Below are 25,728 nucleotides of genomic sequence, written 5' to 3'. Positions count from 1 at the left end.
CAGAAACATGCCAGAACCAATCGCAAGTATCACAGAAAGACAAACCCACATTACCCCAACAGCACATATCAACCACCTCTTATAACATGTTTCAGAGGCAATGATTGCCAATGCGACGGGTGGAAGTACGGCGGACCACAGAACAACTTTTGTATAGGACTCTCTCATCCAAATCACTCCGTGTCTGGACAGAACAATTTATTCCAGCAATCGCTTCCGCAAGGGCAACCGCAAAAGCCGAGACGAGCACTAGCACGATCGTTACAAGCACTACCGCACCAAGTGTAGACAAAAACAGACTCAAAGCGACAAAGATAGCAAGTATCGCTAGTAGTGTTTGGAAAATGCGTGGATCACAGCCAGCATCACTTAGGACTGTGTGGGCCTCTATAAGAGCATGTACCGCCGAAATTAGCGTATAAATGGCTAGCGCTATCAACAACCACAAGGGAAGTACTTTTCCTGCACCGCCAACAAACAGCATGAATGATGATGAACCCTCAGGCCAGGAAAAGCCCCCATTCCTTCCCCCATCAATCATATAACTCCCGGCCCCGGTCTCCGGGTCGGTCAGAATATATCCACTCCCCCGCCATCCCGGTACGGTAATGGACGCTTCATGCACAAGCGCCTCATAGCCAAACTGACTCACAGCCCGCTGAATATCCTCCCGTGAAGCTTGACTGATACTGATCTCGGCCATGACATCGTTGAGATTGTCTTGGGTTACCCGAAAAACCCGCTGCCCCTCGGCCTGGGCTATTGCAATGGCCGCGACCGCACTCACCCCCTCGACCGGCTCCTCTTCGGTGCTGAACTGTTGTTCGGGAACCACATTCTCAAGGATGCTCTTAAGCATACCCAAAGGCCGGGCGGCCTCGGTGCGCTGACTGGCACTGCCATTGTGCTTGGTCAAGTGACTCGGCACATAGTCTAGATCCATATGCACCCCACCGGCATCCAATGCCATGGGCATTCCGTAAACATATCTGACCCAAGGCTGGTAGCCATAGGTTCCCACACTCAGGTTGGTTCGATACTCCGCACTCATCTGGGCCGCCATTAGTCCTCCAAGCCCCTCCAGTTGGGCATGATAGGCCAATACGCCGGCGTAGAATAAATCCCCCATCAGGCGTTCTCTGTCGATCTGGTCGTACTGGTCTTCAAGCTCGTTCTCGAGGATGTGCTGGGCCTCCTCAGCACGCTGTTGTGCCGCCTCCAGCGCGTGAGTAGAAACACTCCCCGCATTGGACATGATCGCCACGTAACTCCCCTTCGGCACCGGCGCCTGAAACGGGATCGCCCACTTGGTGTTGCCCGCCAGTTGCTGCACCTCGAACGCCAGCATGGTCTCCCCCTCTGTCAGGATAGTTGTCGTCTCCTCTAAAATAGTCTCCAAGAGGGGGCGGACAGGAGCTGACAGTGAAGTATTCAGAAGAACGCAGAAAATCAGTGCTGGCCAAATTGTGCCCACCACATAATCGAACGGTCCGAGAAGTCGCCGCTGAGGAAGGCATTTCTGAGCCGACGGTGTACTTGTGGCGCAAGCAGGCTCGGGAGCGCGGAGAGCTGTACCCCGATGCCGGATCTGACGCCCAGGGCTGGAGTGCTCGGGACAAGTTCGCGGCCGTGATTGAAACGGCTTCGATGAACGAGTCTGAGCGCTCGGAATACTGCCGCAAGCGCGGCCTGTATCCTGAGCAGCTGGCTGCTTGGCGTCGGGCCTGCGAGCAGGCCAACGACTGGGCCGAGGAACGCACCGCCAGCCAAGTGAAGGCTGACCGGGAACAACGCCGGAAGATGCGCGAACTCGAGCGCGATCTGGCACGCAAGGAAAAGGCCCTGGCGGAGACGGCTGCCTTGCTTACCTTGTCAAAAAAAGCCCGGGCGATCTGGGGGACGGAGAGGACGAATGATCAGCACCCCGGATCGCCAGAAAGCTGTTGAGCTGATCGACGAGGCCAGAACCGCTGGCGCCCGTCTCAGGCCCGCCTGCCAGGTGCTGGGCATCACGGCACGCACTTATCAGCGCTGGACGGCTGATGGCGGCGTGCGCGCCGACAAACGGCCTGAGGCAGTGCGCCCGTTGCCTTCTCACGCGCTCAAGCCTGAAGAACGGCAAGCGATTGTAACGGTCTGCAACGAGCCCGAGCACGCTTCCATGCCGCCGGGCCAGATCGTGCCGAAGTTGGCCGACGAGGGCCGCTACCTGGCCTCTGAGTCGAGCTTTTACCGCGTACTGAATGACGAGGACCAGCAGCACCATCGCGGTCGTGCCCGCAAGCCTGCAGCGGCCCGGCCGCCAGCGACGCACTGTGCCGATGCGCCCAACACCGTTTGGTGTTGGGACATCACCTGGTTGCCGGCCGATATCCGTGGGCGCTTCTTCTTCCTGTACCTGATCATGGATCTGTTCAGCCGCAAGATCGTAGGCTGGGAAGTGCATGATAGCGAGAGTGCCGTGCTGTCCAGTGAGCTGGTGCAGCAGACGGTCTGGCGGGAAGGCTGCGTCGATCAACCGCTGGTCCTCCATGGTGATAACGGCAGCCCGATCAAAGGTCAGACCGTCCAGGTCATGCTCGGCAAGCTGGGTATCACGGCCTCGTTCAGCCGACCGCGGGTCAGTGATGACAATGCCTTCGTCGAATCGTTGTTCCGAACCTGCAAGTATGTGCCGGACTTCCCGAAGACTGGCTTTGCCTCGCTGGAAGCGGCACGCGAGTGGGTCGCGCGCTTTGTCGAGTGGTACAACCATCAGCACAAGCATCGCGGGATCAACTACGTCACCCCGCACCAGCGCCACACTGGACAGGACATTGAGATCCTGGCCAAACGCCATGCCGTCTATCAAGCGGCGCGGGACAAGCATCCACAGCGCTGGAGTGGGGATACCCGCAACTGGTCTCCGGCAGGAGCCGTGTAACCGGTCATTCGGGGCCGTTCTTCCCCAAGCGGATGTGGGCCGCTAACCTGCTCCCGAACTCACCAAGGAGCAAACCATGTCACGCACGACCCGTATCCGCCGATCTGCTGATCAATGGAGAAGTCTGATTTCCAAGCAGGCTGATAGCGGCTTGACTCAAAGCGTCTTCTGCCGACGCGAGGGGCTTTCATTGAGCACCTTTTGTAACTGGAAACGCAAGCTGTCATCGGAATCTGACTCTCGTGCCGAGGAATCGGCAGAGTCTGAGCCATGGATCGACCTGGGGGGTCTGGCGGCAACTGACCCTGGCTGGGACATTGAGCTGGACCTCGGTAATGGTGTGTGCCTCCGCTTCCGTCGCAGCTGATGTTCTTTCCAGAAGACCGTGTTCGAGTGTGGCTGTACGCGCGGCCCACCGACATGCGCAAGCAGTTTGACGGGTTGGCGGCACTGGCGCGCAACCAGCTCAATGAAGACCCGATGAGTGGTCACCTGTTCGTGTTCATCAATCGCCGACGGACCTACATGAAGGTGCTGTACTTTGATCGTGGCGGCTACTGTCTTTGGTCCAAGCGACTCGAGCAAGGGCAATTCAACTACAACTGCCAGCGTGGCGAGAAACAGGCCTTGAGCTGGACGGAGTTGAAGCTGTTGCTTGATGGTGTTCAGGTCCAGAAATCGCGTCAGTTCAAGCGCTATCAGCATCCTGTCGGCGCTGTAGCAAGGTATAATGCAGCCCATGGTTGAGGCCACTTCCAAGACGGATAGCACGACGAGCGAGAATGTCCAGTTGCGTAATGAGAATGACGCGCTGCGCGAGGAGCTTCAGTCCGTCAAGCAACAGCTTGCCTGGCTTCAACGTCAAGTCTTTGGGCGCAAGTCCGAGAAGCGCCTGATCGATCAGGATGCCCGTAGCGGACTGCTGTTCAATGCGTTGCCTGAATCAGAATCCCCGACACCGACTGAACAAGTCAGCTATACCCGTCGCAAGGGTGCCAAGGAACGCGGTGATGCGGTTACCGACTCGGGTCTTCGCTTCAACGAGGACGTGCCGGTCGAAGTGATCCATGTAGCGGATCCGGAGGCCGAATCGATCCCCCGGGAGCACCGTGAGGTGATCGATGAGAAGGTCACGCATCGTCTGGCCCAACGGCCCGGTAGCTACGTGGTGCTGGAGTATCGCCGGGCCGTGGTCAAGGACAAGCGTAGCGACCACATCCACACCGCACCCACCCCGGCCAACGTGCTGGAGGGCAGCCTGGCCGATGTCAGCTTCCTGGCCGGCCTGCTGATCGACAAGTTCTGCTATCACCTGCCCCTGTACCGTCAGCATCAGCGGCTGGCTATGAGCGGCATTACGGTCAGCCGCAATACGCTGACCCAACTGGTTGAGCGAGCCATCAGGCTGCTCAAGCCCGTTTATGATGCCCAGCTCGAACACATCCTGCGCTCGAAAGTCCTGGCGATGGACGAAACGCCGATCAAGGCTGGACGTGGCAAGCCGGGCAAGATGAAACAGGGCTGGTTCTGGCCGGTGTATGGGGAGGATGATGAAGTCTGCTTCATCTTCTCCGACTCACGCGGCAGCAAAGTCGTGACCCAGGCTCTGGGTGAGCACTTCGATGGCACCTTGGTGACCGACGGGCACTCGGCTTATACCAAGTATGTGGACCAACGTCCTGCCGTCACTCATGCCAACTGCTGGGCGCACGCCAGACGCAAGTTCGAGGCGGCGCTGAAAGCCGAGCCCAAGGCTGCCAACGAGGCGCTGGAGCTGATCGGTCAGCTCTACCAGATCGAGCGCCAGATCCGCCAGAAGGATCTGCATGGCGACAAGAAGCTGACTTGGCGGGCCGAGCACAGTCTCCCGGTCGTCAAGGCCTTCTGGGCCTGGTGTGATCAGCAGCGTCAACGCATGGATCTGGCCAGGTCCAGCCCTTTGCTCAAGGCGCTCGGCTATGTGGCGGGGCGTCAGGCCGCTTTGCAGGTGTTCCTGAGCGACCCCGATGTCCCGATCGATACCAATCATCTGGAGCGGGCCCTTCGGCCGATCCCGATGGGCCGCAAGAACTGGCTCTTTAGCTGGTCGGAACTCGGCGCTCGTCATATCGGCGTGATCCAGAGCCTGCTGGTGACCTGCCGGCTGCATGAGGTCGACCCCTACACCTACCTGGTGGATGTGCTACAGCGCGTCAACGAGCACCCGGCCAGCCGGGTCGGAGAGCTGGTGCCACAGGTCTGGAAAGACACGTTCGCTGGCGAACCGCTGGTGTCGGACTTGCAGAGGGTCAGTCGGTAACGGTCTGTAATGACCGGTTACGGAGCCGTGTGGTTGAACCCGGAAAAGGAAAAGCAGCCGGAAAGTCAGGCTGCATGAGTATGGAAAAGGCGACTTCTATCTTGACAACCACCGTACCGCCGTAGTCGAAAGCGGAAATAACAACGTCTATCCGATACCCGGGCGGCCACTGTCCGCAGCTTTGCTCGTCCTGGCATCGGGAATTGAGCAAATTCGTCCACGAACGGAGTGGAAATGGTCGTCCAGTCGACGAAATTGAGGAAATTGCCGAGGTAAAAGTAGCGAAACTCGACAATCTTTGATCAAAAACATGCGATTTCTCTACCGCTCGCTTACTGTGGACAGTGTGGACAGGACACCTGGTTCTTTCTCAGAAACAGCTTGCCGCACCTTTCAAGAGAACGATCGTATGTACTGTTGTGGGTAAATTGCACTACAACTTGTTACAAGTACAACCCGGACAGCAATGGCATGTCATGTCTCCTTTTCACACTTCGAACCCCCTTTACGCCGTTCTTTCTCAGCTGATGTGTGAAAATCGCCCGATGCAAAGATTAGCAGTATACCTAAAACAAATACAACCATGGCAGCCTTAAAGGAGGCCTCAAAAATCCCCATAACAAAAATAGGGCCACTAATGGCAACGGCCCAACCTAAATAGGAAATAAACTTCTTCATACTAGCTCACAAATTACGTTACTCGATACACGCTGAAATCGCATCCATCCTATTCGAGAATTTCCCTGTTAATGCTGCCAAGGCAATTGCCTGAAGTCCACCAGTAATACCGCCTGTTTTGAAAGCGGCAATAACGCTAGCAATAGCCAGACCGATGAGTCTCCCAACGTTTACGCACTCTTGCTGCGCATCCGAATCAAACACTTGATCCGCATAGCTCATCACAATCAACAAAACAGGGAGCAACGTTCCCAATATTAAGATCAGAATCCCAATTACTGCAAAAAGACCAAAAGGTATCGCCGCAAAAACTGCGATGATCATTGCTGCCAATGCAGTCCCTTGCGCCATGCCAGTCAACATAGCGAGGAACCCACCATTCTTCCCCCCATCAATCATATAACTCCCAGCCCCCGTGTCCGGGTCGGTCAGAATATACCCACTCCCACGCCAACCCGGAACCGTGATCGGCGCCTCATGCACAATCGCCTCGTACCCAAACTGTGACACCGCCCGCTGAATGTCCTCCCGTGAAGCCTGACTAATGCTGATTTCGGCCATAGCTTCGTCAAGATTGTCCTGCGTAACATGAAACACCCGCTGCCCCTCAGCCTGGGCTTTGGCAATTGCGGCGACTGCACTCACCCCTTCGGCTGGCTCTACCTCGGTACTGAACTGTTGTTCTGGAACGACGTTTTCAAGGATGCTTTTCAGCATCCCCAATGGTTGTGCCGCTTCAGCGCGTTGGCTCGCCGATCCATTGTGCTTGGTCAGGTGGCTTGGCACATAGTCCAGGTCCATATGCACACCACCCGCATCCAGCACCATCGGCATGCCGAATACATAGCGCACCCACGGCTGGTAGCCGTAGGTGCCCACGCTCAGGTTGGTTCGATACTCCGCGCCCATCTGTGCCGCCATCAGTCCTCCAAGCCCCTCCAGTTGGGCATGATAGGCCAATACGCCGGCGTAGAACAAATCTCCCATCAGGCGCTCGCGGTCGATCTGGTCGTACTGGTCTTCCAGCTCGTTCTCGAGGATGTGCTGGGCCTCCTCAGCACGCTGTTGTGCTGCCTCCAGGGCATGGGTGGACACACTCCCCGCATTGGCCATGATGGCCACGTAGCTGCCCTTGGGAATCGGTGACTGGAACGGGATCGCCCACTTGGTATTACCCGCCACCTGCTGCACCTCAAACGCCAGCATGGTCTCCAGGGTGAAGGCGTTGACCGTGGTCGGGCCGGTCAGGATGATCTCGCCGTTGAGCTTGATCTCCGGTGTCAGGCTGATGGAGTGGCCCGGCAGGGTCTGGGGGAGCTGGTCCAGGTCGGTGATCTCGCCTTCGGGCAGCAGGGCCAGCAGGGCCTGTTCGTCGGCCTCCGTTGTGGGGCGGTAGGACATCGTGAGCCGATGGTTGTTGACTTGTGCCCAGGGCAGCACCACCCCGCCCTGGGGCTGGCCGGTGAGGTAGTCGACTTCGAAGGTCACGCGCAAGCTGTTGCGCAGCACATCGGGCAGGCTGGGCCAGCTTGGGCCGCGCATGAGAATGCGGTTGTCGGGCCGCTCGGTCAGCTCGCCTCGCTCCTGGACGATGGCCTTCGGTGGTTGTCAAGATAGAAGTCGCCTTTTCCATACTCATGCAGCCTGACTTTCCGGCTGCTTTTCCTTTTCCGGGTTCAACCACACGGCTCCTGCCGGAGACCAGTTGCGGGTATCCCCACTCCAGCGCTGTGGATGCTTGTCCCGCGCCGCTTGATAGACGGCATGGCGTTTGGCCAGGATCTCAATGTCCTGTCCAGTGTGGCGCTGGTGCGGGGTGACGTAGTTGATCCCGCGATGCTTGTGCTGATGGTTGTACCACTCGACAAAGCGCGCGACCCACTCGCGTGCCGCTTCCAGCGAGGCAAAGCCAGTCTTCGGGAAGTCCGGCACATACTTGCAGGTTCGGAACAACGATTCGACGAAGGCATTGTCATCACTGACCCGCGGTCGGCTGAACGAGGCCGTGATACCCAGCTTGCCGAGCATGACCTGGACGGTCTGACCTTTGATCGGGCTGCCGTTATCACCATGGAGGACCAGCGGTTGATCGACGCAGCCTTCCCGCCAGACCGTCTGCTGCACCAGCTCACTGGACAGCACGGCACTCTCGCTATCATGCACTTCCCAGCCTACGATCTTGCGGCTGAACAGATCCATGATCAGGTACAGGAAGAAGAAGCGCCCACGGATATCGGCCGGCAACCAGGTGATGTCCCAACACCAAACGGTGTTGGGCGCATCGGCACAGTGCGTCGCTGGCGGCCGGGCCGCTGCAGGCTTGCGGGCACGACCGCGATGGTGCTGCTGGTCCTCGTCATTCAGTACGCGGTAAAAGCTCGACTCAGAGGCCAGGTAGCGGCCCTCGTCGGCCAACTTCGGCACGATCTGGCCCGGCGGCATGGAAGCGTGCTCGGGCTCGTTGCAGACCGTTACAATCGCTTGCCGTTCTTCAGGCTTGAGCGCGTGAGAAGGCAACGGGCGCACTGCCTCAGGCCGTTTGTCGGCGCGCACGCCGCCATCAGCCGTCCAGCGCTGATAAGTGCGTGCCGTGATGCCCAGCACCTGGCAGGCGGGCCTGAGACGGGCGCCAGCGGTTCTGGCCTCGTCGATCAGCTCAACGTAACCGGTCATTCGGGGCCGTTCTTCCCCAAGCGGATGTGGGCCGCTAACCTGCTCCCGAACTCACCAAGGAGCAAACCATGTCACGCACGACCCGTATCCGCCGATCTGCTGATCAATGGAGAAGTCTGATTTCCAAGCAGGCTGATAGCGGCTTGACTCAAAGCGTCTTCTGCCGACGCGAGGGGCTTTCATTGAGCACCTTTTGTAACTGGAAACGCAAGCTGTCATCGGAATCTGACTCTCGTGCCGAGGAATCGGCAGAGTCTGAGCCATGGATCGACCTGGGGGGTCTGGCGGCAACTGACCCTGGCTGGGACATTGAGCTGGACCTCGGTAATGGTGTGTGCCTCCGCTTCCGTCGCAGCTGATGTTCTTTCCAGAAGACCGTGTTCGAGTGTGGCTGTACGCGCGGCCCACCGACATGCGCAAGCAGTTTGACGGGTTGGCGGCACTGGCGCGCAACCAGCTCAATGAAGACCCGATGAGTGGTCACCTGTTCGTGTTCATCAATCGCCGACGGACCTACATGAAGGTGCTGTACTTTGATCGTGGCGGCTACTGTCTTTGGTCCAAGCGACTCGAGCAAGGGCAATTCAACTACAACTGCCAGCGTGGCGAGAAACAGGCCTTGAGCTGGACGGAGTTGAAGCTGTTGCTTGATGGTGTTCAGGTCCAGAAATCGCGTCAGTTCAAGCGCTATCAGCATCCTGTCGGCGCTGTAGCAAGGTATAATGCAGCCCATGGTTGAGGCCACTTCCAAGACGGATAGCACGACGAGCGAGAATGTCCAGTTGCGTAATGAGAATGACGCGCTGCGCGAGGAGCTTCAGTCCGTCAAGCAACAGCTTGCCTGGCTTCAACGTCAAGTCTTTGGGCGCAAGTCCGAGAAGCGCCTGATCGATCAGGATGCCCGTAGCGGACTGCTGTTCAATGCGTTGCCTGAATCAGAATCCCCGACACCGACTGAACAAGTCAGCTATACCCGTCGCAAGGGTGCCAAGGAACGCGGTGATGCGGTTACCGACTCGGGTCTTCGCTTCAACGAGGACGTGCCGGTCGAAGTGATCCATGTAGCGGATCCGGAGGCCGAATCGATCCCCCGGGAGCACCGTGAGGTGATCGATGAGAAGGTCACGCATCGTCTGGCCCAACGGCCCGGTAGCTACGTGGTGCTGGAGTATCGCCGGGCCGTGGTCAAGGACAAGCGTAGCGACCACATCCACACCGCACCCACCCCGGCCAACGTGCTGGAGGGCAGCCTGGCCGATGTCAGCTTCCTGGCCGGCCTGCTGATCGACAAGTTCTGCTATCACCTGCCCCTGTACCGTCAGCATCAGCGGCTGGCTATGAGCGGCATTACGGTCAGCCGCAATACGCTGACCCAACTGGTTGAGCGAGCCATCAGGCTGCTCAAGCCCGTTTATGATGCCCAGCTCGAACACATCCTGCGCTCGAAAGTCCTGGCGATGGACGAAACGCCGATCAAGGCTGGACGTGGCAAGCCGGGCAAGATGAAACAGGGCTGGTTCTGGCCGGTGTATGGGGAGGATGATGAAGTCTGCTTCATCTTCTCCGACTCACGCGGCAGCAAAGTCGTGACCCAGGCTCTGGGTGAGCACTTCGATGGCACCTTGGTGACCGACGGGCACTCGGCTTATACCAAGTATGTGGACCAACGTCCTGCCGTCACTCATGCCAACTGCTGGGCGCACGCCAGACGCAAGTTCGAGGCGGCGCTGAAAGCCGAGCCCAAGGCTGCCAACGAGGCGCTGGAGCTGATCGGTCAGCTCTACCAGATCGAGCGCCAGATCCGCCAGAAGGATCTGCATGGCGACAAGAAGCTGACTTGGCGGGCCGAGCACAGTCTCCCGGTCGTCAAGGCCTTCTGGGCCTGGTGTGATCAGCAGCGTCAACGCATGGATCTGGCCAGGTCCAGCCCTTTGCTCAAGGCGCTCGGCTATGTGGCGGGGCGTCAGGCCGCTTTGCAGGTGTTCCTGAGCGACCCCGATGTCCCGATCGATACCAATCATCTGGAGCGGGCCCTTCGGCCGATCCCGATGGGCCGCAAGAACTGGCTCTTTAGCTGGTCGGAACTCGGCGCTCGTCATATCGGCGTGATCCAGAGCCTGCTGGTGACCTGCCGGCTGCATGAGGTCGACCCCTACACCTACCTGGTGGATGTGCTACAGCGCGTCAACGAGCACCCGGCCAGCCGGGTCGGAGAGCTGGTGCCACAGGTCTGGAAAGACACGTTCGCTGGCGAACCGCTGGTGTCGGACTTGCAGAGGGTCAGTCGGTAACGGTCTGTAATGACCGGTTACAGCTCAACAGCTTTCTGGCGATCCGGGGTGCTGATCATTCGTCCTCTCCGTCCCCCCAGATCGCCCGGGCTTTTTTTGACAAGGTAAGCAAGGCAGCCGTCTCCGCCAGGGCCTTTTCCTTGCGTGCCAGATCGCGCTCGAGTTCGCGCATCTTCCGGCGTTGTTCCCGGTCAGCCTTCACTTGGCTGGCGGTGCGTTCCTCGGCCCAGTCGTTGGCCTGCTCGCAGGCCCGACGCCAAGCAGCCAGCTGCTCAGGATACAGGCCGCGCTTGCGGCAGTATTCCGAGCGCTCAGACTCGTTCATCGAAGCCGTTTCAATCACGGCCGCGAACTTGTCCCGAGCACTCCAGCCCTGGGCGTCAGATCCGGCATCGGGGTACAGCTCTCCGCGCTCCCGAGCCTGCTTGCGCCACAAGTACACCGTCGGCTCAGAAATGCCTTCCTCAGCGGCGACTTCTCGGACCGTTCGATTATGTGGTGGGCACAATTTGGCCAGCACTGATTTTCTGCGTTCTTCTGAATACTTCACTGTCAGCTCCTGTCCGCCCCCTCTTGGAGACTATTTTAGAGGAGACGACAACTATCCTGACAGAGGGGGCCTTGCGGCCACCCAGCACGTCGCCGGTGGTGGGGTCTTCCATCTGATCTTCGATGAAATCCTGCATGGCATTGGCCACCTGTTCCTGGGCGGCCTCGATCAGGCTGACATCCAGGTTCTGGACATAACCCAGATCCTCATCGACGGTGCCGCTGGCGGCAAAGTCGTCGACCAGTTGCTCGACGTCCAGCCCTGAAATCTCAATCGCATCCAGGCCCTGCAGATACACGTACTGCTTGAAACTGGCATCCAGCGCCACCCAGGTGTCGGCCTCGGGATGTACCGGCCGCCTGAAGGAATATACAAGCGGCCTCAAAACTACTGCGCGTGCGCCTGACGGCGTCCGGCGGCACTCGGAATCCTCATGTATTTTACACATACACTGCGGTTCCTGCGTTCCGGCGGCCACCGTCAGCCACCCGCTCGCTACGTTTTGAGACCGCTTGTCGTCAATGGCGGCTTCGACCCAGACATGCTCCAGGATCAAAACAAATTGAACACTGCGCCATCAGAGTAATCCTCGTCAATAAGCAAAAAACCAACGATTAATGCCAGGCTCAAGATCATGTATCGGTTTTGATATGTTTCGCGACTTTTTTGGGGAACGAAAAATAGAACTATGCCAAAACCAAAAATTACCCCAAGGAGTGCATGAAGATCCCTGAACGCCGGAAAGGCTAACAAAGTGACCCAAGAAGCAAGAACAAACAACATGAAATATCTGTACATCAGCTTTCGCAATAAAACTCTACATTTTGATCTTTCATCCAATTTGCTAGAACACTAGTTATTCCAAGCACTATAAAGGCCAATACGAGAAAACCAGCGGCTCCTAGCATAATGACAGGAATAAGTGAAATGGCAAGCACAATCAAGTGCCCGATGGTGATGGCAATGGCTTCGGGCAAACCACAATCTTGGAAAATTTGAATTATGTCCCATGCCTCCAGTATTTTCCCAATCGGCCCCTTAATGAATTCTATAATTATGCCAATGAGGTTTTTAAGCCAGTCTGGTGCTTCACCGGCACCAGCAAACAGTAACCCATTAAGTTCACTAAGAAACCCTCCATTTTTCCCTCCATCGATCATATAACTCCCAGCCCCGGTCTCCGGGTTGGTCAGAATATACCCACTCCCCCGCCACCCCGGCACAGTAATCGGCGCCTCGTGCACAATCGCCTCATATCCGAACTGCGATACCGCCCGCTGGATATCCTCCCTCGAGGCCTGACTGATACTGATCTCGGCCATCACCTGGTTGAGATTGTCCTGGGTGACATGAAAAACTCGCTGACCTTCGGCTTGCGCTTTAGCGATAGCAGCGGCCGCGCTCACTCCTTCAGTTGGCTCATCCTCCGTACTGAGTTGGTATTCGGGAACCACGTTCTCCAGAATACTCTTTAACATACCCAACGGTTGTGCCGCCTGGGCGCGTTGGCTGGCTGATCCATTGTGCTGGGTCAGGTGGCTGGGCACATAGTCCAGGTCCATATGCAGCCCGCCGGCATCCAGCGCCATTGGCATGCCATAAACATATCTGACCCATGGTTGGTAGCCATAGGTGCCCACGCTCAAGTTCGTTCGATACTCTGCTCCCATCCGCGCAGCCATCAGCCCTCCAAGCCCCTCTAGTTGGGCATGATAGGCCAGAACTCCGGCGTAGAACAAATCGCCCATCAGCCGTTCTCTGTCGATCTGGTCGTACTGATCTTCGAGTTCGTTCTCCAGGATGTACAGAGTCTCTTCGGCGCGTTGTTGGGCCGCCGTCAGGGCGTGGCAATGGATGCGAACTCCTCTTAGTTCCGCTCCTCTTTATGGCTACACAACACAGATTGGTTCGACCTCAGTGTATAGAAACAAATCCCAGTATAAATCAGCAGCAAGACACTATAAAATGCTAAAGGAAGAATGAAGAGGTATGTCAAAGATTCGAGAACGTCATTTTCTGAGCCTATGCGTGAAAGAACTCCTATTGTAGTTAAACCATATGTACCGGCTGCCCCAAGCAGCGCAAAAAATGTACAATACATTAGGCTCAAAACACCATAGATCGCACTATCGGTCATCACCCCTACTCTCGAGAATTCTGGAATACTTTTCCAAATCACGTGATTCATGATAAGCCCAAGCAGAATCCATGCCACACCGGGTTTGTCAAGAGTAAATACAATACCAGAAGCGAGCAGAACAGACACGGACAGGACGTAGAGCACCCAAATACCGCCAATGATCTTGCCCTTGAATCGAACAGCAACAACCCGTCTCGATGGTTCCCTCATGCGCTTCAATTTCAGAGTAGTCAGCTCCTGATAGGGAACCAAACACTCAAGAACAATCTTCCCAATAGACTTATTCATTCAGGCAGAGAACACACAGCATTTGCACCTGCAGACAATCCATTCGTGCCTATAAACGCAGCCATGAAGAAGCGTAAGGCACTGAGCCCATCCGGCCCAGGAATCAAAGAAATGGCCGCCACAACAAGATAGAGTTTAATCGCCATTTCGCCATCACCACCATAACAGCGAAGATTATCGAGAAATGCGATAAATCCCGCAGTTATCGCTATAAGCGCAAGTGCAACCACAAATACTCCAGAGCCTACCCCAATTATAGCGAGAATTGGTGCAGCAATAGCAAGGAGCATATGTATAGCAAAAGCCCCATTCTCCCCCCCATCAATCATATAACTCCCGGCCCCAGTCTCCGGGTTGGTCAGAATATACCCACTCCCCCGCCAGCCCGGAACTGTAATCGGCGCTTCATGCACAACCGCCTCATACCCAAACTGCGATACCGCCCTTTGAATATCCTCCCTTGATGCCTGACTGATGCTGATCTCAGTCATGACCTGGTCAAGATTGTCCTGAGTAACATGAAACACCCGCTGCCCCTCAGCCTGAGCTTTGGCAATGGCGGCTACTGCACTCACCCCCTCGGCTGGCTCTTCCTCAGTACCGAACTGCTGTTCCGGAACCACATTCTTCAGAATGCTTTTAAGCATCCCCAGTGGTTGAGCTGTATCAGCACGCTGGCTGGCGCTACCATTGTGCTTGGTCAGATGACTGGGTACATAATCAAGATCCATATGCACCCCACCGGCATGCAGCACATCGGGCAGGCTGGGCCAGCTTGCTCCGCGCAGCAGGATGCGGTTGTCGGGACGCTCGGTCAGCTCGGCGCGTTCCTGGACGATGGCCTTGCGCCCACCGAGCACATCACCGGTGGTGGGGTCTTCCATCTGATCTTCGATAAAGGTCTGCATGGCATCAGCTACCTGTTCCTGGGCGGCCTCATTCATGTGCCGGCCACCGGAGGGAATAGAATCGATGGTTGCTTGGCTCTCATAGCACCTTCAAAGCATGGGCAATCTTGAGTTCAGTTAAATAGATGCCCTGATAGAAACACAACACTGCATCGACCAAGCAATGCCTATCTGGATCAAGCAACAACCAGACCCAATAACCCTCCATAACCAATCGAGTAGCAATACATACCCGCACTCAAAATCCCCTTATACATCGGCAAGCCTCTCCTTCCGATCATGAATGCGCATTCAACCATAACCGCCAATATCGCCGCAGAAAGCAAAACCCACCCTAGAAAACTAACCCACGAAAATGCATAGAACCCGAAACTTGGCAAAATCAGCATCACAATAGGAGATGGCCGATGCAAGTTATCGCCGCCTCCTCCTTCAGATACACTTGAGAACGAATAGATTACCAGCTTTATTTGAATCGCTGTAGCAGCGAGACACATGGAGAAGGCCAAAAAACTCACGAGAGCACCCTCCCCTTGTGCCTATCATTATCTTCACTTAATCTTCTTAACTGTTCCAATAAGGCTCCGATCGCACCTAGCATGACAGAAAATGCTTCCAGTGCAATCTGAGCAGTAATAGTGGCCATTAGGCCTGCAAGAAACTTAGCAACAAGAGCAAGCACTGCCACAAGCGCTGCACCCAAGAGCACACCAGAGAGCAAATCTCCCCAATCAGCTTCAGGATCTGTAATGACAGTCTCAATAGCAACACCCATCGCGATGGCGCCAATAATTGCTGCTGCCAAACCCATGAGAAAGCCCATAATTGGGGCAAAAATCATCAAAAAGACACCACCAATAAGCAAGGCCGTTCCAAGCCCTGCCATCAAGACCACAAACGCTCCATTCTTCCCCCCATCAATCATATAACTCCCAGCCCCTGTCTCAGGGTCGGTCAAAATATACCCACTCCCCCGCCAGCCCGGAACTGTAATCGGCGCTTCATGCACAACCGCCTCATACCCAAACTGCGATACCGCCCGCTGAATATCTTCCCTTGAAGCCTGGCTGATACTGACCTCAGCCATGACTTCGTTCAGGTTGTCCTGGGTGACATGAAACACTCGCTGCCCCTCTGCCTGAGCTTTTGCGATAGCGGCTACCGCACTCACTCCCTCGGCAGGCTCTTCCTCCGTGCTGAACTGCTGTTCAGGAACCACATTCTCCAGAATGCTCTTAAGCATCCCCAGCGGCTGAGCTGCCTCAATCCGCTGGCTGGCACTGCCATTGTGTTTGGTCAGATGACTGGGCACATAGTCCAGGTCCATATGCACCCCACCGGCATCCAGCGCCATCGGCATGCCGTAGACATAGCGGACCCACGGCTGGTAGCCATAGGTGCCGACACTCAGGTTGGTTCGATACTCAGCACCCATCTGTGCCGCCATCAGCCCTCCCAGCCCCTCTAGCTGGGCATGATAGGCCAGAACTCCGGCGTAAAACAGCTCACCCATCAAACGCTCGCGGTCGATCTCGTCGTACTGGTCTTCAAGCTCGTTTTCGAGGATGTACTGGGCATCTTCGGCCCGCTGCTGCGCCGCCTCCAGCGCGTGGGTGGACACACTCCCCGCATTGGACATGATCGCCACGTAACTCCCCTTCGGCACCGGCGCATGAAAAGGTATCGCCCACTTGGTATTACCGGCCACCTGCTGGACTTCGAAAGCCAGCATGGTCTCCAGGGTAAAGGCATTGACCGCGCTCGGGCCGGTCAGGATGATCTCGCCGTTGAGTTTGATCTCAGGCGTTAAGCTGATGGAGTGGCCCGGCAGGGTCTGGGGGAGCTGGTCGAGGTCGGTGATCTCGCCTTCGGGCAGCAGCGCAAGCAGGGCCTGTTCGTCGGCCTCCGTGGTCGGGCGGTAGGACATCGTCAGGCGGTGGTTGTTGACTTGGGCCCAGGGCAGCACCACCCCGCCCTGCGGCTGGCCAGTCAGATGATCGACCTCGAATGTCACGCGTAGGGAATTACGCAAGACATCGGGCAGGCTGGGCCAGCTTGGGCCGCGCATGAGAATGCGGTTGTCCGGGCGCTCGGTCAGCTCGCCACGTTCCTGGACGATGGCCTTGCGTCCACCCAGCACGTCGCCGGTGGTGGGGTCTTCCATCTGATCTTCGATGAACTCCTGCATGGCATTGGCCACCTGTTCCTGGGCGGCCTCGATCAGGCTGACATCCAGGTTCTGGACATAACCCAGTTCCTCATCGACGGTGCCGCTGGCGGCAAAGTCGTCGACCAGTTGCTCCACATCCAGACCCGAAATCTCAATCGCATCCAGGCCCTGCAAGTAAACATACTGCTTGAAACTGGCATCCAGCGCCACCCAGGTGTCGGCCTCAACCATGTGGCGGCCACCGGAGGGAATGTAGTCGATCGCCGCTTCTACCCAGACATGGTCAAGTATCACGTTGGTGACCGAAGCGTTATTGCTGGAGCTCATGCCCACAGGAATGCCGCCGGAGCTGGCATGTTGCATGGCGGCGTTGACGTGGCTGAAGTTGCCCATCCAGTTGGTGAACTTGGGTGCCTCGACTTCGATTACGCCATAGACGTAACGGGCCGGGATGCCGGAGGCACGCAGCAGGGCGATCAGCAGGCTGCTGGTGTCTTTGGCATTGCCGCGGCGCGCCCCCAGGGTCAGTTCGGCGTCCTGGGTTGCGCCCCAGCCGGGCAGGAAGTCGATCTGGTTGCGCACAAAGTGATAAATGCGGATGGGATCATGGTCGAGTTCGGCGGCCTTGGCTTCGATCGCCGGGGTGATGACCACTTCGGGGGTCTCGGCCAGGTACTCCGGGTTGCCTGCATCCCGCAAGGCGCCCAGGCCCAGGCTGGCCTGGCGCGCTGGGGCCATCTGCAACGGCCCCGGGGGCTCCTGTCCCATCAGAGTCAGTTCTTCGGCACTGCGCGGTACATTGTCCGGATCAGGCTCCATGACCGCAAAGCTGGGCTGCTCGAAGTTGTTCTGCTTGTGCGTGGGCCGGGTCTGCATGTCGGCCAGCATGGCGGTCATGCCCTCCAGGTTGCGCTTCGAATCATGACTAATTCCACCCGTCAGATTACTGTAATTCACATAATGATCCTATGAATTCGCCCGAATGACTGACATTTGAGCCCGCGGAACTCGATCAGACAAAGCTCGTCCCTGATTCTATGGACATACATCCCAGTTCTTCATGCAAACTCAACACCCAAGTATCGAGAAAGCATAGCGAGCACCCATAAACTAAACGCCATCATGAAGATCCACCATCGTCGATACAGGCATTTGTCCAGCCCATTTTCAAGAAATAGCCACCCGCACCTATCACCGAGTGTTCCTCCATTTGATGAATCGCTTAGCCCTTCATAAACGGCCCACACGATCCATACTCCAATCAGAAATAATGAGACTATCGCCATGATTACCTTCCTATTGCATAGATCCCCAGGGTAGATCCCAACGTTGCATAAACTTTCGGGCCGGAATCGCTATGCTGCCCGGTATAGCGGCATTTCCGCGGCCTGTACTCGCGTTGCCAATCCTCACGCAGGGTGAAGCTACGCTCCGGTTGGCAACACTCCGTGCAGCCCGCGGAAATACAACTCTCCGGGCTTCCAGCTCCGAAAGTTTATGCAACGTTGGGGTAGAACTCAGCAACATGCGGCACTCTCTGGGATTGAATCAGGGATCACGCACAAACCACTCTGGGGTAATGGATGCCTTCGTCCAGATTGGAATCTGAGCCAGCGTGAGAACGAGCACTCCGAACCATAAGAGCAATTGATCTGGATCTGGCAGGAGATACAATGATGTAATTGGAATAGTAAGAACCCCAACTAAGAACACCCCAGAGAGATTCAGAACAACGACAGCAACCGCTCGTTGAATCCGGGAGTTTCTTGTTTCCGGTGAAACCAACCTGTCAATTCCTGCTATAAGCAGAAAAACCAACCACCCGGGCCAAAGCCAGGCAATGAGAAATTGATTGGTCACGACAAACCAGACCACAACGAGGGAGATCCACATGACGAAGAATACAATAAGGCCTTTACGGGAGTATCTACCCCAATAAACTGCCAGGATAAGAGCGACTGGGGCCGCAAAGACTATCATCAAACCGAATATCAGGTTCTCTGAACTCAAACCACTTAGCTTCTTCATATCAGCCATCTTCCGGACAGAACAATTCGTTATCTTTCAAACCATCAACAAGACCACGGAAGAGTTGCTCTATCCAAATGGCCATAAAAGCCATAATTAAAACTGCACCAACCGCCCCAGCAAACAATGCAATAACAAACGTAATAACTAAAGCAAAAACCACCAACTTGAATATGTATGGATGGCAATTATTCTCTTCGAGTTTCTCACTCAACTCTATGATCGCTAAGGTTACAAGGATCATACTTATCCCAGCAATAATCAATAATAAAAGGGGCGGCAAAGCGGCACCCGTTACTCCTCCAATCAACATAGCCTGACCAAAGCCACCACCTTCTTGGTACCCCCCATTCTTCCCCCCATCAATCATATAACTCCCGGCCCCCGTTTCCGGGTTAGTCAGAATATACCCACTCCCCCGCCACCCCGGCACCGTGATCGGTGCTTCATGCACAATGGCCTCCATGCCGTGGTTCAACACCGCACGGCGGATATCCTGTCGCGACTCGGAACTGATACTGATCTCAGCCAGCGCTTCATCCAGGTTGTCCTGCGTGATATGAAACACCCGCTGCCCCTCGGCCTGCGCCTTGGCAATGGCTGCAACCGCACTTACTCCCTCTGCAGGCTCTTGTTCGGTACTGAACTGTTGTTCCGGAACCACATTTTCCAGAATACTTTTCAGCATGCCCAACGGCTGGGCCGCTTGGGCGCGTTGGCTAGCCGATCCATTGTGCTTGGTCAGATGACTGGGTACATAATCCAGGTCCATATGCACCCCTCCGGCATCCAGCGCCATCGGCATACCGAATACATAGCGCACCCATGGCTGATAGCCGTAGGTGCCCACGCTTAAGTTGGTGCGGTATTCGGCGCTCATCTGTGCCGCCATCAGCCCTCCAAGCCCCTCCAGTTGAGCATGATAGGCCAATACGCCGGCGTAGAACAAATCTCCCATCAGGCGCTCGCGGTCGATTTGGTCATACTGGTCTTCCAGCTCGTTTTCGAGGATGTACTGCGCTTCCTCGGCGCGTTGTTGTGCTGCCTCCAGGGCGTGAGTAGAAACACTCCCCGCATTGGCCATGATCGCTACGTAGCTGCCCTTGGGAATCGGCGACTTGAACGGTATCCCCCACTTGGTCTGGCCAACCAGCTGCTGGACTTCAAACGCCAGCATGGTCTCCAGGGTGAAGGCATTGACCGCGCTTGGGCCGGACAGGATGATCTCGCCGTTGAGCTTGATCTCGGGAGTTAAGCTGATGGAGTGGCCCGGCAGGGTCTGGGGGAGCTGGTCAAGATCGGTGATCTCGCCTTCGGGCAGCAGGGCCAGCAGGGCTTGTTCGTCGGCTTCGGTGGTGGGCCGATAGGACATCGTCAGGCGGTGGTGGTTCCAGATTTTCACCATGCAGTAAGGACTGCTATACAGACGGTTGCCAACACACCAAAAAAAGCTGTATAGAGAACCATTGCGGTGGCGATCCAAGCTGTCCGGAATGCTAGCTCTCTACTATCAATTCGGTACCATACAGCAATAATCAAGCCAGGCACCGTCACTGCAAGAAAGGCTATTGGCAGCGGGTTAGGCCACCAAGGCAACACAAGCAGACTAATTGAAAGGACGGGAAATAGCCCAATGGGAAGCAGCCTCAGCATAGAATCTTCTAACTTCATTGACCAGGTAAAGGCAAGAACGAACACCTTCAGTTGAACTAGTGCTCCTACCAACAAAAATGTCCAACTGATTACTTTCATATCCGCTCCATTCGACCTCGCGTATCATCATCTTCACCCAGCCGTTTCAGTTGATCCAACAACGCAAGAATTGCTCCAAGCATAGCTGTGAGCGCTAGAACTACAGAATGAACTGTCACGGTCGCCAGGAGTCCTGCAAAGTATGCAGCCACGGCATACAGCACTCCAAATAATGCGATCCCCAGGCCAACCCCTGAAACCAAATCCCACCAATCTGCTTCAGGCTCCGTAATGTAACCGGTCATTACAGACCGTTACCGACTGACCCTCTGCAAGTCCGACACCAGCGGTTCGCCAGCGAACGTGTCTTTCCAGACCTGTGGCACCAGCTCTCCGACCCGGCTGGCCGGGTGCTCGTTGACGCGCTGTAGCACATCCACCAGGTAGGTGTAGGGGTCGACCTCATGCAGCCGGCAGGTCACCAGCAGGCTCTGGATCACGCCGATATGACGAGCGCCGAGTTCCGACCAGCTAAAGAGCCAGTTCTTGCGGCCCATCGGGATCGGCCGAAGGGCCCGCTCCAGATGATTGGTATCGATCGGGACATCGGGGTCGCTCAGGAACACCTGCAAAGCGGCCTGACGCCCCGCCACATAGCCGAGCGCCTTGAGCAAAGGGCTGGACCTGGCCAGATCCATGCGTTGACGCTGCTGATCACACCAGGCCCAGAAGGCCTTGACGACCGGGAGACTGTGCTCGGCCCGCCAAGTCAGCTTCTTGTCGCCATGCAGATCCTTCTGGCGGATCTGGCGCTCGATCTGGTAGAGCTGACCGATCAGCTCCAGCGCCTCGTTGGCAGCCTTGGGCTCGGCTTTCAGCGCCGCCTCGAACTTGCGTCTGGCGTGCGCCCAGCAGTTGGCATGAGTGACGGCAGGACGTTGGTCCACATACTTGGTATAAGCCGAGTGCCCGTCGGTCACCAAGGTGCCATCGAGTGCTCACCCAGAGCCTGGGTCACGACTTTGCTGCCGCGTGAGTCGGAGAAGATGAAGCAGACTTCATCATCCTCCCCATACACCGGCCAGAACCAGCCCTGTTTCATCTTGCCCGGCTTGCCACGTCCAGCCTTGATCGGCGTTTCGTCCATCGCCAGGACTTTCGAGCGCAGGATGTGTTCGAGCTGGGCATCATAAACGGGCTTGAGCAGCCTGATGGCTCGCTCAACCAGTTGGGTCAGCGTATTGCGGCTGACCGTAATGCCGCTCATAGCCAGCCGCTGATGCTGACGGTACAGGGGCAGGTGATAGCAGAACTTGTCGATCAGCAGGCCGGCCAGGAAGCTGACATCGGCCAGGCTGCCCTCCAGCACGTTGGCCGGGGTGGGTGCGGTGTGGATGTGGTCGCTACGCTTGTCCTTGACCACGGCCCGGCGATACTCCAGCACCACGTAGCTACCGGGCCGTTGGGCCAGACGATGCGTGACCTTCTCATCGATCACCTCACGGTGCTCCCGGGGGATCGATTCGGCCTCCGGATCCGCTACATGGATCACTTCGACCGGCACGTCCTCGTTGAAGCGAAGACCCGAGTCGGTAACCGCATCACCGCGTTCCTTGGCACCCTTGCGACGGGTATAGCTGACTTGTTCAGTCGGTGTCGGGGATTCTGATTCAGGCAACGCATTGAACAGCAGTCCGCTACGGGCATCCTGATCGATCAGGCGCTTCTCGGACTTGCGCCCAAAGACTTGACGTTGAAGCCAGGCAAGCTGTTGCTTGACGGACTGAAGCTCCTCGCGCAGCGCGTCATTCTCATTACGCAACTGGACATTCTCGCTCGTCGTGCTATCCGTCTTGGAAGTGGCCTCAACCATGGGCTGCATTATACCTTGCTACAGCGCCGACAGGATGCTGATAGCGCTTGAACTGACGCGATTTCTGGACCTGAACACCATCAAGCAACAGCTTCAACTCCGTCCAGCTCAAGGCCTGTTTCTCGCCACGCTGGCAGTTGTAGTTGAATTGCCCTTGCTCGAGTCGCTTGGACCAAAGACAGTAGCCGCCACGATCAAAGTACAGCACCTTCATGTAGGTCCGTCGGCGATTGATGAACACGAACAGGTGACCACTCATCGGGTCTTCATTGAGCTGGTTGCGCGCCAGTGCCGCCAACCCGTCAAACTGCTTGCGCATGTCGGTGGGCCGCGCGTACAGCCACACTCGAACACGGTCTTCTGGAAAGAACATCAGCTGCGACGGAAGCGGAGGCACACACCATTACCGAGGTCCAGCTCAATGTCCCAGCCAGGGTCAGTTGCCGCCAGACCCCCCAGGTCGATCCATGGCTCAGACTCTGCCGATTCCTCGGCACGAGAGTCAGATTCCGATGACAGCTTGCGTTTCCAGTTACAAAAGGTGCTCAATGAAAGCCCCTCGCGTCGGCAGAAGACGCTTTGAGTCAAGCCGCTATCAGCCTGCTTGGAAATCAGACTTCTCCATTGATCAGCAGATCGGCGGATACGGGTCGTGCGTGACATGGTTTGCTCCTTGGTGAGTTCGGGAGCAGGTTAGCGGCCCACATCCGCTTGGGGAAGAACGGCCCCGAATGACCGGTTACTCCGTAATGACTGTATCGATTGCGATCCCCATTGCAATTGCGCCTATGATCATCGCCGCCAAACCAACAAGAAAACCCAACAACGGCGCAAATAGGATAAGTAGGACACCACCAATCAATAGTGCTGTGCCAAGCGCAGCCATCAGGACAACGAATGCCCCATTCTCCCCCCCATCAATCATATAGCTCCCCGCCCCAGTCTCCGGGTTAGTCAGAATATACCCACTCCCCCGCCACCCCGGCACCGTGATGGGCGCTTCATGCACGATGGCCTCCATGCCGTGATTTAACACGGCACGGCGGATATCCTGCCTGGATTCGGAACTGATACTGATCTCAGCCAGCGCTTCATCCAGGTTGTCCTGCGTAATATGAAACACCCGCTGCCCCTCAGCCTGGGCTTTGGCAATGGCTGCAACTGCACTCACCCCCTCAGCCGGTTCTTCTTCAGTACTGAACTGCTGCTCTGGAACCACGTGCTCGAGAGCACTCTTAAGCATCCCCAACGGTTGTGCCGCAGCCGCTCTCTGACTGGCACTGCCATTGTGCTTGGTCAAATGACTGGGCACATAGTCCAGGTCCATATGCACCCCGCCGGCATCCAGCGCCATCGGCATGCCGAATACATAGCGCACCCACGGCTGATAGCCGTAGGTGCCCACGCTCAGGTTGGTTCGATACTCCGCACCCATCTGTGCCGCCATCAGTCCTCCAAGCCCCTCCAGTTGAGCATGATAGGCCAATACGCCGGCGTAGAACAAATCCCCCATCAGCCGCTCGCGGTCGATTTGGTCATACTGGTCTTCCAGCTCGTTTTCGAGGATGTACTGCGCTTCCTCGGCGCGTTGTTGTGCTGCCTCCAGGGCGTGAGTAGAAACACTCCCCGCATTGGCCATGATCGCTACGTAGCTGCCCTTGGGAATCGGCGACTTGAACGGTATCCCCCACTTGGTCTGGCCAACCAGCTGCTGGACTTCAAACGCCAGCATGGTCTCCAGGGTGAAGGCATTGACCGCGCTTGGGCCGGTCAGGATGATCTCGCCGTTGAGCTTGATCTCGGGGGTTAAGCTGATGGAGTGGCCCGGCAGGGTCTGGGGGAGCTGGTCAAGATCGGTGATCTCGCCTTCGGGCAGCAGGGCCAGCAGGGCCTGTTCGTCGGCCTCTGTGGTCGGGCGGTAGGACATTGTCAGGCGGTGGTTGTTGACTTGCGCCCACGGCAGCACCACCCCGCCCTGGGGCTGGCCGGTCAGGTGGTCGACCTCGAACGTTACCCGCAGGGAGTTGCGCAACACATCGGGCAGGCTGGGCCAGCTTGGGCCCCGCAGCAGGATGCGATTGTCGGGACGCTCCGTCAGCTCATTGCGATCCTGGACGATGGCCTTGCGCCCACCGAGCACATCACCGGTGGTGGGGTCTTCCATCTGATCTTCGATGAAATCCTGCATGGCATTGGCCACTTGTTCCTGGGCGGCCTCGATCAGGCTGATATCCAGGCCTTGTACATAGCCCAGCTCCTCATCAATGGTGCCGCTGGCAGTAAAGTCGTCGACCAGTTGCTCCACGTCCAATCCAGAAATCTCAATCGCATCCAGCCCCTGCAGATACACGTACTGCTTGAAGCTGGCATCCAGCGCCACCCAGGTGTCGGCCTCACTCATGTGGCGGCCACCGGACGGGATATAGTCGATGGCGGCCTCGACCCAGACGTGCTCCAGGATCACATTGGTGACCGAAGCGTTGTTGCTTGAGCTCATGCCCACGGGAATGCCGCCGGAGCTGGCATGTTGCATGGCGGCGTTGACGTGGCTGAAGTTGCCCATCCAGTTGGTGAACTTCGGTGCCTCGACTTCGATCACGCCGTAGACGTAGCGGGCCGGGATGCCGGAGGCGCGCGGCAGGCTTCTCGAATCTGTCCGACTAATATAACCACCGGACTTTGGGCCAGAGCATTTCGACTCTGAAGATGCAAGCTGGCACGCCAATGTTCATTCCGATCTCTCGACGCTACACTGATCTTGGAGCTTCCCATAGAACTCCTCTGCAGCGAAATCACTGTCAAAGAATACCCTAACCTTCTTCCCTCTAAAATGCTTAAACCCAACCCAGACAAGGGGTGGAAAGGAAAGCCGATCCAATATCACTGACTCAGGATCTATGCTGGCAATGGGAATTTCGCTGACGCGAATGTCATTGATCCTGGAGTACACCCTTCGCAACACAAGCCTCTCACTATCCAATGCAAGCTCCAAGCACCTGCTATCAAAAATAGACTTCACAAGATTTACTCCAAGCAGCAAAAGAGCAGTGATGGAAGCAGCAACCCATGCTTCTATATCCTGATACAACCAGAAGAAGAGAAACAGTGCTGGTCCAATCAAAAACCAGTCATAAGGCAGCGCACTCAATCGTGGATAGACTACACTTTCCCAAGGATTAACCCTATCGATACGGCCTTCACCTTCCTCTTCCATC

At 56.6% G+C, this 25,728-nt stretch carries 26 protein-coding genes and 1 pseudogene; 7 read left to right on the top strand and 20 right to left on the bottom strand.

All coding sequences use genetic code 11. From position 1 onward, the window contains the following. Positions 1-91: 91 nt before the first annotated feature. Positions 92-1,348, bottom strand: coding sequence for a hypothetical protein (locus tag IC757_RS05075; protein WP_190976285.1), 1,257 nt, complete (start codon positions 1,346-1,348; stop codon positions 92-94). 74 nt (positions 1,349-1,422) lie between these two features. Here IC757_RS05075 and IC757_RS05070 point away from each other — a divergent pair. The 4 genes and pseudogenes from IC757_RS05070 (at position 1,423) to tnpC (IC757_RS05060) (ending at position 5,222) form a co-directional block, all read left to right on the top strand. Further along, positions 1,423-2,923, top strand: a pseudogene (locus IC757_RS05070) (IS3 family transposase). Positions 2,924-2,999: 76 nt separating this feature from the next. Beyond that, positions 3,000-3,290, top strand: coding sequence for an IS66 family insertion sequence element accessory protein TnpA (gene tnpA, locus IC757_RS16980; protein WP_411913464.1), 291 nt, complete (start codon positions 3,000-3,002; stop codon positions 3,288-3,290). Beyond that, positions 3,290-3,670, top strand: a complete 381-nt coding sequence (gene tnpB, locus IC757_RS05065; protein ID WP_190975613.1) for an IS66 family insertion sequence element accessory protein TnpB — start codon at positions 3,290-3,292, stop codon at positions 3,668-3,670. The genes tnpA (IC757_RS16980) and tnpB (IC757_RS05065) overlap by 1 nt, the downstream gene beginning before the upstream one ends. After that, positions 3,663-5,222, top strand: coding sequence for an IS66 family transposase (gene tnpC, locus IC757_RS05060; protein ID WP_190976281.1), 1,560 nt, complete (start codon positions 3,663-3,665; stop codon positions 5,220-5,222). The genes tnpB (IC757_RS05065) and tnpC (IC757_RS05060) overlap by 8 nt, the downstream gene beginning before the upstream one ends. A 474-nt stretch (positions 5,223-5,696) precedes the next feature. On the opposite strand, the gene IC757_RS05055 is transcribed toward tnpC (IC757_RS05060), so the two are convergent. The 3 genes from IC757_RS05055 to IC757_RS05045 form a co-directional block, all read right to left on the bottom strand. After that, positions 5,697-5,900, bottom strand: coding sequence for a hypothetical protein (locus tag IC757_RS05055; RefSeq protein WP_190976284.1), 204 nt, complete (start codon positions 5,898-5,900; stop codon positions 5,697-5,699). Positions 5,901-5,918: 18 nt separating this feature from the next. Further along, on the bottom strand, positions 5,919-7,442 hold the full coding sequence (locus tag IC757_RS05050; RefSeq protein WP_190976283.1) for a hypothetical protein: 1,524 nt from the start codon (positions 7,440-7,442) through the stop codon (positions 5,919-5,921). 93 nt (positions 7,443-7,535) lie between these two features. After that, the gene (locus tag IC757_RS05045; protein WP_190976282.1) at positions 7,536-8,573 is read right to left on the bottom strand and encodes an IS3 family transposase; all 1,038 of its coding nucleotides are present in this window, start codon (positions 8,571-8,573) and stop codon (positions 7,536-7,538) included. 68 nt (positions 8,574-8,641) lie between these two features. Between IC757_RS05045 and tnpA (IC757_RS16975) the strand changes: the two genes are divergently transcribed. From tnpA (IC757_RS16975) to tnpC (IC757_RS05035), 3 genes are read left to right on the top strand one after another with little or no spacing between them, the layout of a single operon-like run. After that, the gene (gene tnpA, locus IC757_RS16975) at positions 8,642-8,932 is read left to right on the top strand and encodes an IS66 family insertion sequence element accessory protein TnpA (protein ID WP_411913464.1); all 291 of its coding nucleotides are present in this window, start codon (positions 8,642-8,644) and stop codon (positions 8,930-8,932) included. Then, positions 8,932-9,312 (top strand): IS66 family insertion sequence element accessory protein TnpB, encoded by a 381-nt coding sequence (gene tnpB / locus IC757_RS05040; RefSeq protein ID WP_190975613.1) that lies wholly within the window; start codon positions 8,932-8,934, stop codon positions 9,310-9,312. Before tnpA (IC757_RS16975) ends, tnpB (IC757_RS05040) begins: the two co-directional genes overlap by 1 nt. Further along, the gene (gene tnpC, locus IC757_RS05035) at positions 9,305-10,864 is read left to right on the top strand and encodes an IS66 family transposase (RefSeq protein ID WP_190976281.1); all 1,560 of its coding nucleotides are present in this window, start codon (positions 9,305-9,307) and stop codon (positions 10,862-10,864) included. The genes tnpB (IC757_RS05040) and tnpC (IC757_RS05035) overlap by 8 nt, the downstream gene beginning before the upstream one ends. 55 nt (positions 10,865-10,919) lie before the next feature. Here the strand turns inward: tnpC (IC757_RS05035) and IC757_RS05030 are convergent, their stop codons facing one another. The 16 genes from IC757_RS05030 to IC757_RS04960 form a co-directional block, all read right to left on the bottom strand. Next, positions 10,920-11,414, bottom strand: coding sequence for a transposase (locus IC757_RS05030; protein ID WP_190976280.1), 495 nt, complete (start codon positions 11,412-11,414; stop codon positions 10,920-10,922). Beyond that, positions 11,356-11,799, bottom strand: a complete 444-nt coding sequence (locus tag IC757_RS05025; RefSeq protein ID WP_190976279.1) for a hypothetical protein — start codon at positions 11,797-11,799, stop codon at positions 11,356-11,358. The genes IC757_RS05030 and IC757_RS05025 overlap by 59 nt, the downstream gene beginning before the upstream one ends. A 412-nt stretch (positions 11,800-12,211) precedes the next feature. Further along, on the bottom strand, positions 12,212-13,162 hold the full coding sequence (locus IC757_RS05020; protein ID WP_190976278.1) for a hypothetical protein: 951 nt from the start codon (positions 13,160-13,162) through the stop codon (positions 12,212-12,214). A 676-nt stretch (positions 13,163-13,838) separates the two neighbouring features. Further along, a complete protein-coding gene (locus tag IC757_RS05015; RefSeq protein ID WP_190976277.1) occupies positions 13,839-14,786 on the bottom strand; it encodes a hypothetical protein in 948 nt (315 codons plus the stop codon). Between the two features lie 140 nt (positions 14,787-14,926). Continuing rightward, on the bottom strand, positions 14,927-15,268 hold the full coding sequence (locus IC757_RS05010; RefSeq protein ID WP_190976276.1) for a hypothetical protein: 342 nt from the start codon (positions 15,266-15,268) through the stop codon (positions 14,927-14,929). After that, positions 15,265-17,739, bottom strand: a complete 2,475-nt coding sequence (locus IC757_RS05005) for a transglutaminase-like domain-containing protein (protein ID WP_190976275.1) — start codon at positions 17,737-17,739, stop codon at positions 15,265-15,267. Before IC757_RS05005 ends, IC757_RS05010 begins: the two co-directional genes overlap by 4 nt. A gap of 729 nt (positions 17,740-18,468) precedes the next feature. Next, positions 18,469-18,948 (bottom strand): hypothetical protein, encoded by a 480-nt coding sequence (locus IC757_RS05000; RefSeq protein ID WP_223846260.1) that lies wholly within the window; start codon positions 18,946-18,948, stop codon positions 18,469-18,471. 1 nt (position 18,949) lies between these two features. Then, entirely contained in the window at positions 18,950-20,353 is a 1,404-nt protein-coding gene (locus IC757_RS04995; protein WP_190976273.1) for a hypothetical protein, read from the bottom strand. After that, positions 20,347-20,700, bottom strand: a complete 354-nt coding sequence (locus IC757_RS04990; RefSeq protein WP_190976272.1) for a hypothetical protein — start codon at positions 20,698-20,700, stop codon at positions 20,347-20,349. The genes IC757_RS04995 and IC757_RS04990 overlap by 7 nt, the downstream gene beginning before the upstream one ends. Then, positions 20,697-20,945, bottom strand: a complete 249-nt coding sequence (locus tag IC757_RS04985; protein WP_190976271.1) for a hypothetical protein — start codon at positions 20,943-20,945, stop codon at positions 20,697-20,699. Before IC757_RS04985 ends, IC757_RS04990 begins: the two co-directional genes overlap by 4 nt. A 9-nt stretch (positions 20,946-20,954) precedes the next feature. Continuing rightward, on the bottom strand, positions 20,955-21,620 hold the full coding sequence (gene tnpC / locus IC757_RS16845; protein ID WP_190976270.1) for an IS66 family transposase: 666 nt from the start codon (positions 21,618-21,620) through the stop codon (positions 20,955-20,957). Further along, positions 21,617-22,513, bottom strand: coding sequence for an IS66 family transposase (locus IC757_RS16840; RefSeq protein WP_190976269.1), 897 nt, complete (start codon positions 22,511-22,513; stop codon positions 21,617-21,619). The genes tnpC (IC757_RS16845) and IC757_RS16840 overlap by 4 nt, the downstream gene beginning before the upstream one ends. Continuing rightward, positions 22,506-22,886, bottom strand: a complete 381-nt coding sequence (tnpB, locus tag IC757_RS04970) for an IS66 family insertion sequence element accessory protein TnpB (protein WP_190975613.1) — start codon at positions 22,884-22,886, stop codon at positions 22,506-22,508. The genes IC757_RS16840 and tnpB (IC757_RS04970) overlap by 8 nt, the downstream gene beginning before the upstream one ends. Next, positions 22,886-23,176 carry an IS66 family insertion sequence element accessory protein TnpA gene (gene tnpA, locus IC757_RS16970; protein ID WP_411913464.1) on the bottom strand — a complete coding sequence of 97 codons (291 nt, stop codon included), beginning with the start codon at positions 23,174-23,176 and terminating at the stop codon, positions 22,886-22,888. The genes tnpB (IC757_RS04970) and tnpA (IC757_RS16970) overlap by 1 nt, the downstream gene beginning before the upstream one ends. A gap of 76 nt (positions 23,177-23,252) precedes the next feature. After that, positions 23,253-25,112, bottom strand: a complete 1,860-nt coding sequence (locus tag IC757_RS04965) for a hypothetical protein (protein WP_411913469.1) — start codon at positions 25,110-25,112, stop codon at positions 23,253-23,255. 129 nt (positions 25,113-25,241) lie between these two features. Next, complete coding sequence (locus IC757_RS04960; RefSeq protein WP_190976267.1) at positions 25,242-25,727, bottom strand: hypothetical protein; 486 nt, start codon at positions 25,725-25,727, stop codon at positions 25,242-25,244. Position 25,728 lies beyond the last annotated feature (1 nt).

It is taken from the genome of Wenzhouxiangella sp. AB-CW3 (genome assembly GCF_014725735.1).
In the GTDB taxonomy this organism is placed as follows: domain Bacteria; phylum Pseudomonadota; class Gammaproteobacteria; order Xanthomonadales; family Wenzhouxiangellaceae; genus Wenzhouxiangella.
Note: the sequence above shows the minus strand (reverse complement) of the source record. Positions and strands in the feature narration are given on the sequence as shown.

Excerpts from the sequence above, each read along its gene's own strand:
- IC757_RS04990 (WP_190976272.1), bottom strand. The coding sequence starts at position 20,700 with ATGAAAGTAATCAGTTGGACATTTTTGTTGGTAGGAGCACTAGTTCAA.
- IC757_RS05015 (WP_190976277.1), bottom strand. The coding sequence starts at position 14,786 with ATGAATGAGGCCGCCCAGGAACAGGTAGCTGATGCCATGCAGACCTTT.
- tnpC (WP_190976281.1), top strand. The coding sequence starts at position 9,305 with ATGGTTGAGGCCACTTCCAAGACGGATAGCACGACGAGCGAGAATGTC.
- tnpC (WP_190976281.1), top strand. The coding sequence starts at position 3,663 with ATGGTTGAGGCCACTTCCAAGACGGATAGCACGACGAGCGAGAATGTC.
- IC757_RS05020 (WP_190976278.1), bottom strand. The coding sequence starts at position 13,162 with ATGGGCGATTTGTTCTACGCCGGAGTTCTGGCCTATCATGCCCAACTA.
- IC757_RS05055 (WP_190976284.1), bottom strand. The coding sequence starts at position 5,900 with ATGAAGAAGTTTATTTCCTATTTAGGTTGGGCCGTTGCCATTAGTGGC.
- IC757_RS05075 (WP_190976285.1), bottom strand. The coding sequence starts at position 1,348 with ATGCTGGCGTTCGAGGTGCAGCAACTGGCGGGCAACACCAAGTGGGCG.
- tnpB (WP_190975613.1), bottom strand. The coding sequence starts at position 22,886 with ATGTTCTTTCCAGAAGACCGTGTTCGAGTGTGGCTGTACGCGCGGCCC.
- tnpA (WP_411913464.1), top strand. The coding sequence starts at position 8,642 with ATGTCACGCACGACCCGTATCCGCCGATCTGCTGATCAATGGAGAAGT.
- IC757_RS04985 (WP_190976271.1), bottom strand. The coding sequence starts at position 20,945 with ATGACCGGTTACATTACGGAGCCTGAAGCAGATTGGTGGGATTTGGTT.
- IC757_RS04995 (WP_190976273.1), bottom strand. The coding sequence starts at position 20,353 with ATGGTGAAAATCTGGAACCACCACCGCCTGACGATGTCCTATCGGCCC.
- tnpB (WP_190975613.1), top strand. The coding sequence starts at position 3,290 with ATGTTCTTTCCAGAAGACCGTGTTCGAGTGTGGCTGTACGCGCGGCCC.
- IC757_RS16840 (WP_190976269.1), bottom strand. The coding sequence starts at position 22,513 with ATGGTTGAGGCCACTTCCAAGACGGATAGCACGACGAGCGAGAATGTC.
- IC757_RS05045 (WP_190976282.1), bottom strand. The coding sequence starts at position 8,573 with ATGACCGGTTACGTTGAGCTGATCGACGAGGCCAGAACCGCTGGCGCC.
- IC757_RS05000 (WP_223846260.1), bottom strand. The coding sequence starts at position 18,948 with ATGAAGAAGCTAAGTGGTTTGAGTTCAGAGAACCTGATATTCGGTTTG.
- IC757_RS05005 (WP_190976275.1), bottom strand. The coding sequence starts at position 17,739 with ATGGAGCCTGATCCGGACAATGTACCGCGCAGTGCCGAAGAACTGACT.
- tnpB (WP_190975613.1), top strand. The coding sequence starts at position 8,932 with ATGTTCTTTCCAGAAGACCGTGTTCGAGTGTGGCTGTACGCGCGGCCC.
- IC757_RS05050 (WP_190976283.1), bottom strand. The coding sequence starts at position 7,442 with ATGCGCGGCCCAAGCTGGCCCAGCCTGCCCGATGTGCTGCGCAACAGC.
- IC757_RS04960 (WP_190976267.1), bottom strand. The coding sequence starts at position 25,727 with ATGGAAGAGGAAGGTGAAGGCCGTATCGATAGGGTTAATCCTTGGGAA.
- tnpA (WP_411913464.1), top strand. The coding sequence starts at position 3,000 with ATGTCACGCACGACCCGTATCCGCCGATCTGCTGATCAATGGAGAAGT.
- tnpA (WP_411913464.1), bottom strand. The coding sequence starts at position 23,176 with ATGTCACGCACGACCCGTATCCGCCGATCTGCTGATCAATGGAGAAGT.